The sequence below is a fragment of the Kribbella sp. NPDC051587 genome (assembly GCF_044453945.1).
In the GTDB taxonomy this organism is placed as follows: Bacteria; Actinomycetota; Actinomycetes; order Propionibacteriales; family Kribbellaceae; genus Kribbella.
In genome coordinates this window covers 1-14570 of sequence record NZ_JBITDE010000006.1, presented here as the reverse complement: position 1 = coordinate 14570, position 14570 = coordinate 1, and the positions used below count along the sequence as shown (strand labels likewise).

Annotated in this window: 13 protein-coding genes; 10 read left to right on the top strand and 3 right to left on the bottom strand. The window is 68.0% G+C overall.

Features of this window, described 5'->3' with window-relative positions:
- The first annotated feature begins 98 nt into the window (after positions 1–98).
- From xth to ACIA49_RS21915, 3 genes are all read left to right on the top strand, one after another.
- Positions 99–902 (top strand): exodeoxyribonuclease III, encoded by an 804-nt coding sequence (gene xth / locus ACIA49_RS21925; RefSeq protein WP_396379054.1) that lies wholly within the window; start codon positions 99–101, stop codon positions 900–902.
- Between the two features lie 41 nt (positions 903–943).
- Positions 944–3031: a S9 family peptidase gene (locus ACIA49_RS21920; protein WP_396379053.1), complete on the top strand. Its 2088-nt coding sequence runs from the start codon at positions 944–946 to the stop codon at positions 3029–3031.
- Positions 3032–3336: 305 nt separating this feature from the next.
- Positions 3337–4296 carry an RNA polymerase sigma factor RpoD/SigA gene (locus tag ACIA49_RS21915; protein ID WP_391544583.1) on the top strand — a complete coding sequence of 320 codons (960 nt, stop codon included), beginning with the start codon at positions 3337–3339 and terminating at the stop codon, positions 4294–4296.
- 67 nt (positions 4297–4363) lie between these two features.
- On the opposite strand, the gene ACIA49_RS21910 is transcribed toward ACIA49_RS21915, so the two are convergent.
- Both ACIA49_RS21910 and ACIA49_RS21905 read right to left on the bottom strand, forming a co-directional pair.
- On the bottom strand, positions 4364–5068 hold the full coding sequence (locus ACIA49_RS21910) for an HAD family hydrolase (RefSeq protein WP_396379052.1): 705 nt from the start codon (positions 5066–5068) through the stop codon (positions 4364–4366).
- Positions 5069–5081: 13 nt separating this feature from the next.
- On the bottom strand, positions 5082–6398 hold the full coding sequence (locus ACIA49_RS21905) for a lysostaphin resistance A-like protein (RefSeq protein WP_396379051.1): 1317 nt from the start codon (positions 6396–6398) through the stop codon (positions 5082–5084).
- Positions 6399–6498: 100 nt separating this feature from the next.
- Here ACIA49_RS21905 and ACIA49_RS21900 point away from each other — a divergent pair, with 100 nt between their 5' ends.
- The 7 genes from ACIA49_RS21900 to ACIA49_RS21870 all read left to right on the top strand — a co-directional run bounded on the left by ACIA49_RS21900 (position 6499) and on the right by ACIA49_RS21870 (position 13769).
- On the top strand, positions 6499–7464 hold the full coding sequence (locus ACIA49_RS21900) for a Dyp-type peroxidase (RefSeq protein WP_396379050.1): 966 nt from the start codon (positions 6499–6501) through the stop codon (positions 7462–7464).
- A 31-nt stretch (positions 7465–7495) separates the two neighbouring features.
- A complete protein-coding gene (locus ACIA49_RS21895; RefSeq protein WP_396379049.1) occupies positions 7496–9055 on the top strand; it encodes an ATP-dependent DNA ligase in 1560 nt (519 codons plus the stop codon).
- Positions 9048–9725 carry a class I SAM-dependent methyltransferase gene (locus tag ACIA49_RS21890; protein ID WP_396379048.1) on the top strand — a complete coding sequence of 226 codons (678 nt, stop codon included), beginning with the start codon at positions 9048–9050 and terminating at the stop codon, positions 9723–9725. Before ACIA49_RS21895 ends, ACIA49_RS21890 begins: the two co-directional genes overlap by 8 nt.
- A gap of 36 nt (positions 9726–9761) precedes the next feature.
- Positions 9762–11210 (top strand): phosphatase PAP2 family protein, encoded by a 1449-nt coding sequence (locus ACIA49_RS21885; RefSeq protein ID WP_396379047.1) that lies wholly within the window; start codon positions 9762–9764, stop codon positions 11208–11210.
- 9 nt (positions 11211–11219) lie between these two features.
- Positions 11220–12089 (top strand): phosphotransferase, encoded by an 870-nt coding sequence (locus ACIA49_RS21880; RefSeq protein ID WP_396379046.1) that lies wholly within the window; start codon positions 11220–11222, stop codon positions 12087–12089.
- Positions 12090–12324: 235 nt separating this feature from the next.
- Complete coding sequence (locus ACIA49_RS21875; RefSeq protein WP_396379045.1) at positions 12325–12972, top strand: alpha/beta hydrolase; 648 nt, start codon at positions 12325–12327, stop codon at positions 12970–12972.
- 41 nt (positions 12973–13013) lie between these two features.
- Complete coding sequence (locus ACIA49_RS21870) at positions 13014–13769, top strand: phosphotransferase family protein (RefSeq protein WP_396379044.1); 756 nt, start codon at positions 13014–13016, stop codon at positions 13767–13769.
- A gap of 2 nt (positions 13770–13771) precedes the next feature.
- On the opposite strand, the gene ACIA49_RS21865 is transcribed toward ACIA49_RS21870, so the two are convergent.
- The gene (locus ACIA49_RS21865) at positions 13772–14437 is read right to left on the bottom strand and encodes a Type 1 glutamine amidotransferase-like domain-containing protein (protein ID WP_396379043.1); all 666 of its coding nucleotides are present in this window, start codon (positions 14435–14437) and stop codon (positions 13772–13774) included.
- Positions 14438–14570: the final 133 nt, after the last annotated feature.

Genomic DNA, 14570 nt, shown 5'->3' with positions numbered 1-14570 from the left:
GTATGACCTGTTCACGCCCACTGGTGGGTGTGCGCGCCGCCGGGATGTGGCGCGTGGCGGGAGGTGGGTGGGGCGAGGGTTCGGGTTAGGGTTCGGGCGTGCTGACGGTCGCTACGGTGAATGTGAATGGGATCAGGGCCGCTTATCGCCGCGGGATGGCGCCTTGGCTGGAGCGGACCGATCCGGATCTGTTGCTGATGCAGGAAGTTCGGGCGACCGACGAGGTGCTGCGGGATCATCTCGGCAGCGACTGGAACCTCGCGCATGCGGAGCCGGCGATCGACGGGCACAAGGGGCGGGCCGGGGTGGCTGTCGCGAGTCGGCGGCCGATCAAGGATGTGCGGATCGACGTCGGGCCGGAGCGGTTCGCCGACACTGGGCGCTGGGTCGAGGCGGACGTCGTACTGGATGACGGGTCGACGCTGACGGCGGTGAGCACTTATGTCTTCACCGGCGAGTTCGAGACGCCTCCGCGGCAGGAGGAGAAGTACGCGTTCCTGGACGCGATCACTGCTCGGCTCACCGAGCTGCGCGCCGACGGCCGACACGTGCTGATGTGCGGCGACCTCAACATCGCGCACCGCGAAGAGGACCTCAAGGCCTGGAAGGCGAACCGCAAGAAGAGCGGATTCCTCCCGGAAGAACGCGCCTGGATGGATCGCTTGTTCGAGGCCGGCTGGGTCGACCTCGGCCGGCGCTTCGGTGGCGACGGACCCGGCCCGTACTCCTGGTGGTCCTGGCGCGGGAAGGCGTTCGACAACGACGCAGGCTGGCGCATCGACTACCAGATCGCCTCCCCCGGCCTGGCCGAGCTGGCCATCGGCTGCGAGATCCACCGTGCACCGACGTACGCCGAGCGCTGGAGCGACCACGCGCCGGTCGTCGCGACGTACGGCGTCTGACCCGCAGCGCACCGCCCACCGGGGCGGGTAGTCTCGCCCGCATGTCCGAGTTGAACTCTGTAGAGCCTCCTGTTGCCGCCCGCAAGCCGATCGAACGTGTCCACCACGGTGACACGTTCGTCGACGACTACGAGTGGCTGCGGGACAAGACCGACGACGAGGTGCTCGGGTACCTCCGGGCCGAGAACGAGTACACCGAGGCCCGTACGGCGCACCTCGAATCGTTGCGTGAGGCAATCTTCACCGAGATCTCGGACCGCACGCTGCAGACCGACCTGAGTGTGCCGGCCCGGCGCGGCGAGTACTGGTACTACGCGCGCACGGTCGAAGGCAGTCAGTACGGGATCCACTGCCGGGTCAAGGTGAACGGCGACGAGCCGCCGGCGCTGGACGCCGAGATCGCCGGTGAAGAGGTGCTGCTCGACGGCAACGTGGTCGCGGGCGATTCGGAGTTCTTCTCCCTCGGCACCGTCGACGTCTCCCCCGACGGCCGGCTGCTGGCGTACTCGGTCGACCTCAAGGGTGACGAGCGGTTCACGCTGCGGATCAAGGACCTGAGCACCGGCGAGCTGCTGCCCGACGAGCTGCCCGAGGTGCACTACGGCTCGGCGTGGTCCGCGGACGGCTCGACGATCTTCTACACCAAGGTCGACGACGCCTGGCGCCCCTTCCAGATCTGGCGGCACACCCTCGGTACGACGGACGACGTACTGGTGCTCGAGGAGCCGGACGAGCGGTTCTGGGTCGGTGTCGACCTGACCCGCAACGAGCAGGCGATCATGGTCTCGCTCGGCAGCAAGCTCACGAGCGAGGTCTACCTGCTCGATGCGAACGACCCGACCGGCGAGCTGAAGGTCGTCGCTCCGCGTCGCGAGGGCGTCGAGTACGACGTCGAGCACGCGGGCGACCGGCTGCTGATCACGCACAACGCGGACGCGGCGAACTTCTCGCTGGCCACGGCTTCGCTGGACGCACCCGGTGAATGGACGACCATCATTGAGGGCGACGAGTCGAGCCGGCTGCTGGGCGCCGACGCGTTCGCCGATCACGTCATCTTGTATCGCCGTCGCGACGCTCTCACCGAGCTGGCGATCATGCGTCGTACCGAGGACGGCTTCGGCGCTCCCGAGGCGCTCGAGTTCGACGAGCCAATCTACACGGTCTCCCCCGGCCGCAACGACGAGTGGAACGACACCCGGTACCGCTTCGGCTACACCTCCCTCGTGACACCCGGTACGACGTACGACGTGGACGTCGCGACTGGTGAGCGGCGACTGCTCAAGCAGCAGCCTGTGCTAGGCGGTGTCGACCTCAGCGCGTACACGCAGTACCGCGAGTGGGCGACCGCGCCGGACGGCACGAAGGTCCCGGTGTCGATGGTCGCGCGCAAGAACGTCGCCAAGGACGGCAACGCGCCGGTCGTGCTCTACGGCTACGGGTCGTACGAGAGCTCGATGGACCCGTGGTTCTCGATCCCGCGGCTGTCGATGCTCGACCGCGGCGTCGTCTTCGCGATCGCGCACATCCGCGGCGGCGGCGAGCTCGGCCGGCACTGGTACGACAACGGCAAGACGCTGACCAAGCGCAACACCTTCACCGACTTCATCGCGGCGGCCGAGCACCTGGTCGAGGCCGGCTGGACGCGGCCCGAGCGGATCGTCGCCCAGGGCGGCAGCGCCGGCGGCCTACTGATGGGCGCGGTCGCCAACCTGGCTCCGCAGGCGTTCGGCGGAATCGTCGCCGAGGTGCCGTTCGTGGATGCGTTGACCACCATTCTCGACCCGTCCTTGCCACTGACCGTGATCGAGTGGGAGGAATGGGGAAATCCGCTCCAGGACGCGGAGGTGTACGCGTACATGAAGTCCTACTCGCCGTACGAGAACGTCACCGCGCAGCAGTACCCGCGGATCCTCGCGATCACTTCGCTGAACGACACCCGGGTGTTCTTCGTCGAGCCGGCGAAATGGGTGGCCAAACTCCGGTCCACGGCGGCCGGGAACGTCGACGTCCTGCTGAAGACCGAGATGGAGGCCGGCCACGGCGGACGCAGCGGCCGGTACGACGCCTGGCGCGAGGTCGCGTTCAGCCTCGCCTGGGAGCTGGACACCCTCGGTCTGGCCGGAAACTGAGCGTTGGTCGCGGAATATCTCCCCGATCCGGTGTGTTGTGCAACACATCAGGAGGGCCGGATCGGGGGTTTTCTGAACCGATTCTCAGGCTTTTCGGCGGCGAGCCGCTGGACAGAACCTGATGAGTTCGGAGGAAAACCCTTCAGGACCGTCCGATCACGCTGACAGCGGTGCGGATGGGTACCGGAATGCAGGGTGAGCCGCGCCGGGAACTCTCAGGGAAAGTTCAGGGAGTTTACACACTGCCATGGAATCTTGAACCTCACTCGAGCGTTGCTCTCCATGTAACGACGAAGGGAGTTTCGGTGGCTCGCATGACTCGCGTTCGCAGCACGGACGACGGTATCGACGGCAAGGACAGTGTTGGTCTGTATCTCGAAGAGATCGCCCGCACCCCGTTGCTGACGGCTGAAGAAGAGGTCGAGCTCGCTGAGACGGTCGAGGCAGGTCTCCTCGCGGAGCAACTGCTGGCCGAGGGGCGGGTTGGACGGAAGAAGGGCGGAGCGCCCAAATATGCCACGGCGGAGGAGCTGGAGTGGCTGGCGGAGGAAGGCCAGCGCGCCCAGCAGCGGTTCGTGACCGCGAACCTGCGTCTGGTGGTGTCGATCGCTCGCCGGTACGGACGATCCCAGATGCCGCTGCTGGACCTGGTCCAGGAAGGCAACACGGGACTGATCCGCGCGGTGGAGAAGTTCGACTACCGGAAGGGATTCAAGTTCTCGACGTACGCGACCTGGTGGGTGCGGCAGGCGATCACCCGCGGTATCGCGCAGCAGGCCCGAGTGGTCCGGCTGCCGGTGCACGTGGTGGAGCAGCTGAACCAGATCGGGTCGGCGCGGCGGACGCTGGAGCGCAAGCTCGGGCGGGAGCCGGAGGTCGAAGAGATCGCGGCGGAGCTGGACCTGGACGAGGAGCGGGTGACGGAGTTGATCCGCATCGGCCGGGACCACATCAGCCTGGACAACCCGATCGACGACGAGGGTGAGACCTCGCTGGGCGACCTGATCGCGGCCGAGACCGCGCCGGGACCCGACCAACTGGTGGCCGACGCCTCCGACCGGTCCGGACTGTTCAGCCTGGTCGATCAGCTCGACCCGCGGTCGGCCGACGTGATCCGGCGCCGCTACGGGCTGCACGACGGTCGGCAGGCCAAGCTCGCCGACATCGGCGCCGTGCACGGCATCTCCGCCGAGCGCGTCCGTCAGATCGAGCGCGAGGCGCTGGGCCGGCTGCGGCTGATGGCCGACCCGACGCTGGCCGCGTAAGCAGTACCCCGAAACCCCTCCGAAGGACCCCCGAGCCACCCTCCTGGCCCGGGGGTCTTTCTAGTTCCTAGCGCTGGTTCCAGCTGTCGATCAGCGGCAGCAGCTCGGCCAGGCGATGCACAGTCGCGTCCGGGGTGCCTTCGGTGTGGCCGATCTGGCTGGCCGGGATCGCGCTGTGCGGGATGTGCGCCGCCCGCATGCCGACGTTCTGCGCACCCCACACGTCGTCGAAGAGCCGGTCACCGACGAACAGGCAGGCCGCGGGGTCGGTGACCCCGACCGCCTTCATGGCCGCCAGGAACGCCTCCTGGTGCGGTTTCGTGTACGGGATCTCGCTCGTGTACACCGCGCCGTCCAGCAGCTCCAGGACGCCGTCGCGCGCGAAGATCTCCTCGTGGCGGCGCCGCGACCAGATCGTGTTCGACAGCACGCCGATCTTGAGGCCGCGCTCGCGCAGCCCGTGCAGTGTCTCCAGTGCGTCCGGCTCGAGGACCGTGTGCGGATGCCAGCCGCGCTCGTACTCCGCGTGGGCGGCCTCGGTCATCTCCACCTCGGCGAGCAGACACACCTCTTCGAGCGTGCTGCTGAGGTGGTGGTCGCGCGAGCGCATCCAGATCGAGTGCTCCGCGTCCACCAAACGCTGAGCCACCTCGTCGGCACGCTCCTCGTCGATCAGCACCGCCACCGACCGCCACAACGCGCGCAGGTCGACCTCGTGCCAGGTCGCCAGCGTGCCACCCCAGTCGAACAGAACAGCCTCAGTCTTCGTCACGTCGGCAACCCTGTCAGACAGCTCCGACAGTTCGCTCCTGGTTTTCGCTGACCCGGGCGATCCGCTGCCGTTTCGCCAGCCAGGTCACGGTAAACAGCACGAACGCGAGGCTCGGGACGTCGGACAGCAGGATCGTCCACGGCGCACCGCCCTGGTCGGCCCAGTCGTCCAACCCACCGAAAGCAGCCGGCAGCAGGAACGCGAAGAAGTTGTTCAGCACGTGGAGAGCGATCGCGGCCTCCAGTCCCCCGGTTCGCACGGTCAGCCAGCCGGCCAGAACCGCGAACAGGAAGATGTCCAGCATCGCCCAGCCGGTATAGCCGTGCGCCGAGACGAACGCGGCGCCACCGATCACGATGCCCGGCCAAGGCGAGCGGAACAGCACCCGCACCCAACGGGCCCGGCCCTCCGCACTGTCAGGGCCGAAGGAACCGACCGCCTGGATGAGCCACCCGCGGAAGATGAACTCCTCAGCAGTCGCCTGGAACGGGACCAGGAAGACGACGAGCAACAGCGGTACGACGAACTTGGCGAATCCGATCCAGGAACCGTTGTCCGCCGTACTGTCGTCTGCCGGGACGATCTGGTCGACCAGCAGTCCGAGGCCGAAGCTCAGGACGACGTACCCGACAGCCGGTAGGCAGCACCACGCGAGCCAGCGCCAGCGGATGCGGTTGAGGACGGACGCCACGCTCCAGGCCGGGCGACGCTGGACGAGCCAGGCCGTCAGTGGAACCAGCGGGATCAGCGCGCCGAGTAGGACGAGGTTCAGGGCGAGGTCTTCGGTGGGGTTGCCGAAGATCTGAGTACCGTCGCTGCTCAGCGACGGCTCTGCTCCGCCCAGGAGCATGTGGATGCCGAACCAGATGCCGAAGACCAGGAGCGACGCGAAAAAGACGGCGATGCCCAGCGTCATGGTCCCCACCACGGAGCGCCACGCGGCATGTTTCGGTGTCCGCGCCAGCCGGTGGAACGGCGTACCGGCCGGGGCCCCGACGATCCGCGGGCCTTTGGGTATCGGCTGCCACTGCGGGCCGGGCCAGACCTGCTGCTGGTGCCCCATCGGGTAGCCCGGAGGCTGCTGGTACGGCGGATAGCCCGGCGGCTGCTGATATCCCGGGTGGCCCTGGACAGGCGGGTACGGCGGGGGCGGGTAGCCGGGCTGCTGCGGGTATCCCGGCGGAGGTGGATACCCCTGCACCGGCGGGGGTGGGTATCCCTGTGGCGGCGGATATCCCTGCGGCGGCGGGTAGCTCTGAGGCGGTGGGTACTGCCCGGGCGGGGCCTGGGGCGTGTCCTCGGGGCGCGGCTCGCCTGAGTGCGGGTGCATGCAAGGACTCTAGAAGATCGGCCCAAGCGCAGTAGTCCTGTTCCCGGCTGTAAGGATGGGCCTGTGGCAGGTCAGGTACAGGTCGGAGGAGAGCGCTGTGGTGACTGATCCAACCCCGGGACCGGCAGCAGCGACGCGAGCGTTGCCGCAGTCGGTGCTGACCCCGCTGACCGGGTCGGCGATCTTCCTCGTCGTACAGATCGAGGACGGTGGCGAGGAGACTGCGCGGGACCTCCTTGAGCGAGTCAGCGGGCTGACTCGCTCGGTTGGCTTCCGGGTCCCGTCCGGCGGTCTGTCGTGTGTCACGAGCATCGGCTCGGACGTGTGGGACCGGCTGTTCAGCGGTCCGCGGCCGAAGGAACTGCACCCGTTCATCGAGCTCAAGGGCGCGACCCATCACGCGGTCTCGACGCCGGGCGACCTGCTGTTCCACATCCGCGCCGGCCACCTCGACCAGTGCTTCGAGCTCGCCCGCCAGATCATGAACGTGCTGGGCGATGCCGCCACCGTCGTCGACGAGGTCCACGGCTTCAAGTACTTCGAGATGCGCGATCTGCTCGGCTTCGTCGACGGTACCGAGAACCCGGCCGGCAGCGAGGCAGAGGACGCCGTACTGATCGGTGCCGAGGACTCCGACTTCGCCGGCGGCAGCTACGTGATCGTGCAGAAGTACCTGCACGACCTCAAGGCGTGGAACTCCCTCACCACCGAGCAGCAGGAACTCGCGATCGGCCGGACCAAACTCGACGACATCGAACTGGACGACGACGCCAAGCCGTCCAACGCGCACATCGTCCTCAACGTCATCGAAGATGCCGACGGCAACGAGTTGCAGATCCTCCGGGACAACATGCCGTTCGGCCAGATCGGCACCGAGGAGTTCGGCACCTACTTCATCGGCTACGCCAAGTCCCCGGCCGTCACCGAACTGATGCTGCACCGGATGTTCATCGGCGAGCCCGAAGGCAACCACGACCGCATCCTCGACTTCTCCACCGCCGTCACCGGTACCAACTTCTTCACCCCCGCCACCGCCTTCCTCGACGACCTTCCGCCGGCTCCCTGAAACTGTCGGTGGGGTGGGTAAGACTGGGTTCATGTTGCTCACCGAGGTGGTCGAGACGTCCGCCGCGCTGGCCGGGACCCGGTCGCGGCTGAAGAAGGCCGAGTTCATCGCCGCGCTGCTGTCCCGTGCCACGGAGCCGGTCGAGACCGCGATCGTGGTGACATACCTGTCGGGCGAGCTGCGCCAGCGTCGTACCGGGGTCGGGTGGCGGACGCTGATGGACGCGCCCGCTCCGGCGGCCGAGCCTTCGCTCACGGTTGAGGCGGTCGACCAGGCGTTCGCTGAGCTGGCGGAGATCTCCGGCGCGGGCTCGCAGGCGCGGCGACGGGAGGCGGTCGACGCGCTCTTCGGTCAGGCGACCGAGGCTGAGCAGACGTTCCTGCGGCTGCTCGTGGGTGGCGAGCTGAGACAAGGCGCGCTGGATGGCGTGATGGCTGACGCCGTCGCGCGGGCGACCGGGATCCCGCTCGACAAGATCCGGGCCGCGACCATGTTGCGCGGAGCGGCGGCTCCGGTGGCGGTCGCCGTACTGACCGAGGGTGAGGCGGGGCTCGCGCAGTTCGGGCTGCAGGTCGGTCAGGGCGTGCAGCCGATGCTGGCGCAGTCCGCGACGACGGTAGCCGAGGCGTTTGCCAAGACCGGTACGCCAGCCGCGCTCGAGTGGAAGCTGGACGGGATCCGGATCCAGGTGCACCGCAACGGCGATGACGTCGTCGTCTACACGCGGACGCTCGACGACATCACAGCTCGCGTGCCCGAGGTGGTGACAGCTGTTCGAGCCCTCGACGCTCAGCAGGTAGTGCTCGACGGCGAGCTGATCGCGTTGCGACCGGACGGCCGACCGGAAGCGTTCCAGGTGACCGGCTCCCGGACAGCGACTCGGTCCGCCACTGGACCCGAGTCGGTGCCGCTCACGCCGTACTTCTTCGACATCCTGCACCAGGACGGGCAGGACCTGCTCGGGCTCGACGGTGCCGAGCGGCACGCCTGGCTGAGCAAGCTGATCCCGGCCGAGAGCCGCATTCCGCGCCTCGTGACAGAGGACGCCGACGAAGGGCAGCGGTTCTTCGCCGACGCAGTACGGCGGGGGCACGAGGGCGTGATGGTGAAATCGCTGACCGTCCCGTACGAGGCTGGTCGGCGCGGCTCTGGCTGGGTGAAGGTGAAACAGACCCACACCCTCGACCTGCTGGTGCTCGCGGCGGAGTGGGGCCACGGACGTCGTACCGGCTGGCTGTCGAACCTGCACCTCGGTGCCCGGGACGAGACGACTGGCGAGTTCGTCATGCTCGGCAAGACGTTCAAGGGATTGACCGACGAGCTGCTGCGCTGGCAGACCGAGCGGTTCCAGGAGCTGGCCGAGCGGCAGGATTCCTACACCGTCTACATCCGGCCCGAGATCGTGGTCGAGATCGCGTTCGACGGCGTCCAGAACTCGCCGCGCTATCCGGCCGGGATGGCGCTGCGGTTCGCCCGCGTGCTGCGGTACCGCGAGGACAAGACACCTGATCAGGTCGATACGGTGCAGACAGTGCGCGCGATCCACGAGGGCTTCGACGCAACCGACGGAGAAGGTGAGCCGGATGAGTGAAGACCCGGATGTGCACACCCGACGGATCGCCCGCGCTGGTCTTGACCGTGAGGACCCGACCGGCTGGTTCGAGGACTTGTACTCCGCGGCCTCCGAAGGCCGGGCCGTCGTCCCGTGGGACCGCGGCACGGCCAACCCCTTGCTGACCGAATGGTTCGAGGCCTCCGAGCCGAACGGCAACGGGAAGACCGCCGTCGTCATCGGCGCGGGCACCGGCTGGGACGCCGAGCTGGTCGCCGACCGCGGCTACCAGACCACGGCCTTCGACATCTCCCCCACCGCCGTCGACACCGCACAGCGCAACCACCCGGACTCCCAAACCCAGTACGTCGTTGCCGACCTCCTCGACCAACCGGCCGACTGGCACCACGCGTTCGACCTGGTCGTGGAGATCTACACAGTGCAGGCCTTGCCGATCAGCCTGCAGCCGACCGCCGTACAGAAGGTCGGTGAGCTTGTCGGCCCCGGGGGCACGCTCGTAGTCATTGCCTCAGCTCGCCGTGAAGGTCAACCTGATGCTGAGGTCGAGGGTCCGCCCTGGCCGTTGACCAGGGCAACCATCGAGTCCTTCGCCTCCGCCCCGGACCTCCGGCTGATCGAGGTCGACGAATCCCCGAGCCCCAGCGATCCCACGGCCACCCGGTGGCGAGCCGAGTTCCTCCGCGACTGAGTCGGTTCTGTAACACGGGCCATCTACGATCCGGCGGTGAACTCCGACCTGCCGCCCAGGAAGTTCGCCGTGCGGATGCGGTTGCCGATCGGGCTGGTGATCGCCTTCGCGGCGCTGTACCTGCTCGCGGTCTGTACTCCGTTCGGCCAGACCTTCGAAGACTCCCTGCTCCGGGGATACAGCAGCGACACCTGGCTCGGCCAGATCCAGTACTCGATCGGCCCGCCACCGATCCGCGGCGAGGAGCTCACCTTCTTCATCGGGGTGGCGCTGATCGCCCTGGCCGCGCTCGTCCGTCGACGCTGGTGGCTCGCCGCCGCGAGCGTGTTCGTGCCCGTCGCCACCGCGGCGACCACCTTCGCCCTCAACCGCTTCATCCTGCCGCGCCCGAACTTCGCCGACCCGTCGCAAGGGCTGATCGAAACCAGCTTCCCCAGCGGCCACGTCGCCATCACGGCCGGAGTCGTCGGCGGTGCGATCCTCGTCTCCGGTCCACGAGCGCGCCGGTACGTCGCCGGCGTCGGCCTCCTCTGGCTCGCCTTCATCGCGGCAGCCGTCCAGAACCTCGGCTGGCATCGTGCCAGCGACGCGCTCGGCGCAACCCTCCTCGCCTGTCTCTGGTACACCGTTGCCGTCCGGCTGATGCCGGTCGCGAGCCAACCGGCCGTAGCTCCACGACCGCTCGGGCTGCTGCCCGCCGTCGCGATTGCGGCCGTCGGAGCAATCCTGGGCTCAGGACGGTACGGCTACACCCTTGAGGGGATCCCGTTCGCTCTGCTCGGCGTCGCCTGCGCGGCCTTGCTCTGGTTCACCGTCGACCGGGCCGCAGCAACGCAGGTGCGAGGTCGGCTGCAGTGGATCCCTGCCGCCGTCATCGCGGCGACGCTGGTGTTGGCGATCGTTGCCGGCGCGGGCGTCGGCTATTGGCGCGAGCACTCACCGGTCCACGTCGAGGCGGGGCCCGAGCCCGCGCTGATCACCGGCCCGGGGACCGCGGGTAAGGGAGTCACGTTCGGCGAGCCGGGCGCGAAGGCGACCATCGACATCTGGCTGGAGTTCGACAACCTGGGCGCCGCAGAGTTCGAGAAGGCCAACGGCCAGATGCTCGACACCCTGCTGCAGGACGGTACCGCGACCGTCACCTACTGGCCGCTCAACTCGAACGAGGTGCGGCCTCAGGTATCGCATCTGTTCGCGGTGGCCGCCGCCAACGGCAAGGGCCGTGGCTTCCTCCGCGCGTACTACGCCGACTTCGCCAAGGCCTGGACCGACCACCAACTCATCGAGCTCGGCGACAAGCTCGGCGTACCCGAGGGCAAGTTCTCTGCGGAACTGACCTCGAACTCGTATGACGCTTGGCTCAACAGCGTCACCGACGCCTCCTACAAGTTCCCGCTCGAGCACTCGCCAGCGGTGTTCGTGAACGGCAAGCAACTGCTCACCGACGCCGTCACCCCGACCAGCCTCAAGGACGCCATCGGATAGCGTCGGAGCATGACGTCCACCTGGAGCCGAGTCGCGCGGCTGGACGTCGGCGCGGTCGTCCAGGAGGTCGCGGAACGGACCGGCGTACTGCTCGAAGTCAAAGGGCTGTGCTCCGGCGGCGAGGTCGGCGCCGCCTACGTGGGCTGGGACGACGGCCGTCGGTCGGTGCTGAAGTGGCGGCCCGGAACCGACCTGAAGGACTACCAAGCCGGCCCGCTGGCCGTGTCCGAGGCTGCTCGGCTCGCCGGGCTCCCGGTCCCCCGCACCGAGCTGGCGGTGGAGCTCGAATCCGCGATCGCGACCGTGCAGGAGTTGTTGCCCGGTGCACCGATCGCAACCCTCGACGAGAACCTCCTCGGCCAAGCTCTCGACCTCAGCCAAAGCCTTCGCGGGTTGCTCAGCGGCGAGTCCGAGGTCCCAAGCCTCGACCTCTACCTCACCGTTGACGGCCCAGGCTTCTGCCTCCACGGCCCCTTGAGGTCACACAACCCCCGTACGGCGCGCCTCGACGACTGGATCACAGCCGTCGGAACCGCCCATCCCGGTCCGCTCGCCGGCGATGACGCCGTACACGTGGACTTCCACCCCGGCAACCTGCTCACACTCGACGGCAAGCTCACCGGGATCATCGACTGGGACGGCGCCGGCCGCGGCGATCACCGCCTCGACCTCGTCACCCTGCGCTTCGGCCTGCACGGCGCTCCACAGGACCCCGCCGTCATCGCTCAGCTCGACACGATCCTCAACGACCTCCCGCCCGACGTTCTCCGCCCGCTCTGGGCACACATGAGCCTGCGCATGACCGACTGGGCAATCCGCCACTTCACACCCGCCGACGTCGACCACTGGCTCACGCTCGCCGAATCCCGCCTCCATTAGGAGCCACGCCTCCCCAGCCCCCACAACGTCCGAACGATCGGAGAGCCCGCCTCCGGTCTTTCGGACGTTACGGCGGGTTGAGGGCGCCGGGTTGGGGTGCGCCGGGTTTGCGGGGAATCGCTGCCGCTATGTGGCAGCAGATCCACACAAAGCGCGCGGCCGGGCGGATTGGGGGTGGATCCACGCACAGGTTGCTGCGGGCTCGGCTAGACCGCCGTTTGCCTAGGATGGCGCGGTGAGATTCGTGATGGTGCCAGGCGGCTGGCAAGGTGGCTGGGTGTTTGACGAGGTTGCTGCGGAGCTCCGCGGCGCGGGCCACGAGGTCGAGGCCGTGACGCTCGCCGAGGTGGAAGCAGACCGCGTCCCCAACCTCGATGACCACATCGAGCAAGTCACCGCGATCATCGAAGGTAGTGACGACACCCCGATCGCGCTCTGCGGGCACAGCTACGCCGGTTTGGTGATCGCCGGGGTTGCCGACCGACTCGGCGACCGCCTCGATCACCTTGTCTTCATCGACGCCTATGTGCCCGACGACGGCGACTCCTGCTGGTCCCTCACCAGCGACCCCTTCCGCGAGATGTTCATCGCGGGCTCTCGTGGCGACGGTCGCTGGGTCGCGGTTCCTGAAGGACTTGACCCCCGCGCCCAACCGCAGTCCCTCGCGACCTTCGTCCAGTCGATCAAGCTGCGCAACACGGCCAACCCGTCGTACCAGCGCACCTATATCAGCGGCGGCGAGTGGCCCGGCAGTCCGTTCCTGGAGCTGACCGAGCGGCTGCGCAACGACCCTGGCTGGCAGGTCCACGAGATCGCCGTCGGGCACAACATCGCTCGCCGTGACCCACTCGGTCTGGCCGCCCTCCTGCAGGCCCTGTCGTAATTGCCGTGACGCCGGCCGATCTCCCCGCAACAATGGCCGCCGTGGATGAGGTCCAGGTTGTCGTTGCCCATAGCGAGCGCGTGACGCTGCGCGTCGGCGAGGTCTTCGTGAAGATCGACTCCGAACAGCGGAACCTCGACATCGAGGTCGAGGCGATGGCGCTCGCGCCGGTCCCGACGCCGACGATCCTCTGGCGGCAACCACCTGCCCTCGCACTCGCCACCGTCCCCGGTACGGCGCTCGGCGTGCTCGGCGCGCCGTCACCCCACTCGCCGGCTGCGTGGGCCGCAGCCGGCGCCGCTATCCGCAAGCTGCACGACGCACCACTTCCGCCGTGGACCGGCCGGAGGACTCTCGACGAGATCACCACCCGCCTCGATACCGAGTGCGAGTGGCTCGTCTCCAGCGGCTCCCTCCCCGCGGACCTGGTCACCCACAACCGCGAGATCGCCCAGGCCGCGCTTCGCCCTTGGACCCCGGTCTTCGCCCACGGCGATCTGCAGATCACCCATGTCTTCATCGATGACCAGGACGAGGTCACCGGCATCATCGACTGGTCCGAGGCCAGCCAAGGTGACCCCATGTTCGACCTGGCCACCCTCACGCTCGGACACGAGGATCGCCTGGCCGAGGTCGCCGTCGGCTACGGACCCGGCATCGACCACGACGTAGTCCGTGCCTGGTGGTCCCTGCGCAGCCTCAGCGCCTCCCGCTGGCTCATCGAGCACGGCTTCGACCCCAACACCCCCGGCTGCGAGTTCGACGTCCTCCGAGCCCGGATGAACGAACCCCGCTAGAGCTACGCGGGGAAGGCTTTCCAGTGGCCTTCGGAGATGATCTCGACGGTCCCGTCGACGACCTTGATCGCGGTCTCGTCGTCGATCGCGTAGGCCGGCGCGGCTAGCTCGGCGGCCCAGCTTTCCGCGTCGGCCATGGTGTTGCTGGGCATGGACTCGTGGTCGAGGTGCGGGTAGATGGAGAAGTCGACGACGCCGAGACCGCGGTCGTCCGGCGCGGACGGCCAGTTGACGAAGCGGTCGCCGATGCGCGGGGTCATCACCATGCTGCCGGCGCTGAGCCCCACCCAGACGGTGTCGGTCAGCGACGGGACGAGCTTCGACAGACCGGACTCCTGCATCCAGTGATGGAGGTAGGTCGCGTCGCCGCCGTCCACCAGGAGCACGTCGGCCTCTCGGACCCATGGCACCCAACGCTCCTCGCCGATGCTGGGCAGGGCGGTGAGCTCGAGGACGCCCACGGAGGCCCAGCCCAGGCTGGCCAGCAGGAACGGGGGCTCGCCGGCCACAGTGCGTCGCACTGTGGCCGGCCCCAGCATCGGGTGGCCCCACTGCGCCGTGGGGACCAGGAGTGCGTTGGACTCCGAGATCGGCTTGCCCAGCATCGCTTCCAGCGCGTCGCGAATGCTCGCGTTGGTAATGCCTCCGGACGTGAGTAGCAGCTTCACAACATCTCCTGAACTTCGTCGGTCAGAGTAGCGCCATCATGTTATGTCTCAGGACATCGGTGACAGTTCTGGTTCTAGAGATCGGTGACGGTTTCGGGGTTTTGGTGGTGACACTTCGGTGAGCCGGTGCCGC

What these genes read in the sequence shown, in the direction of transcription:
- ACIA49_RS21890 (WP_396379048.1), top strand. Translation starts at nt 9,048, where the DNA reads ATGAGTGAAGACCCGGATGTGCACACCCGACGGATCGCCCGCGCTGGT.
- ACIA49_RS21895 (WP_396379049.1), top strand. Translation starts at nt 7,496, where the DNA reads ATGTTGCTCACCGAGGTGGTCGAGACGTCCGCCGCGCTGGCCGGGACC.
- ACIA49_RS21920 (WP_396379053.1), top strand. Translation starts at nt 944, where the DNA reads ATGTCCGAGTTGAACTCTGTAGAGCCTCCTGTTGCCGCCCGCAAGCCG.
- ACIA49_RS21905 (WP_396379051.1), bottom strand. Translation starts at nt 6,398, where the DNA reads ATGCACCCGCACTCAGGCGAGCCGCGCCCCGAGGACACGCCCCAGGCC.
- ACIA49_RS21880 (WP_396379046.1), top strand. Translation starts at nt 11,220, where the DNA reads ATGACGTCCACCTGGAGCCGAGTCGCGCGGCTGGACGTCGGCGCGGTC.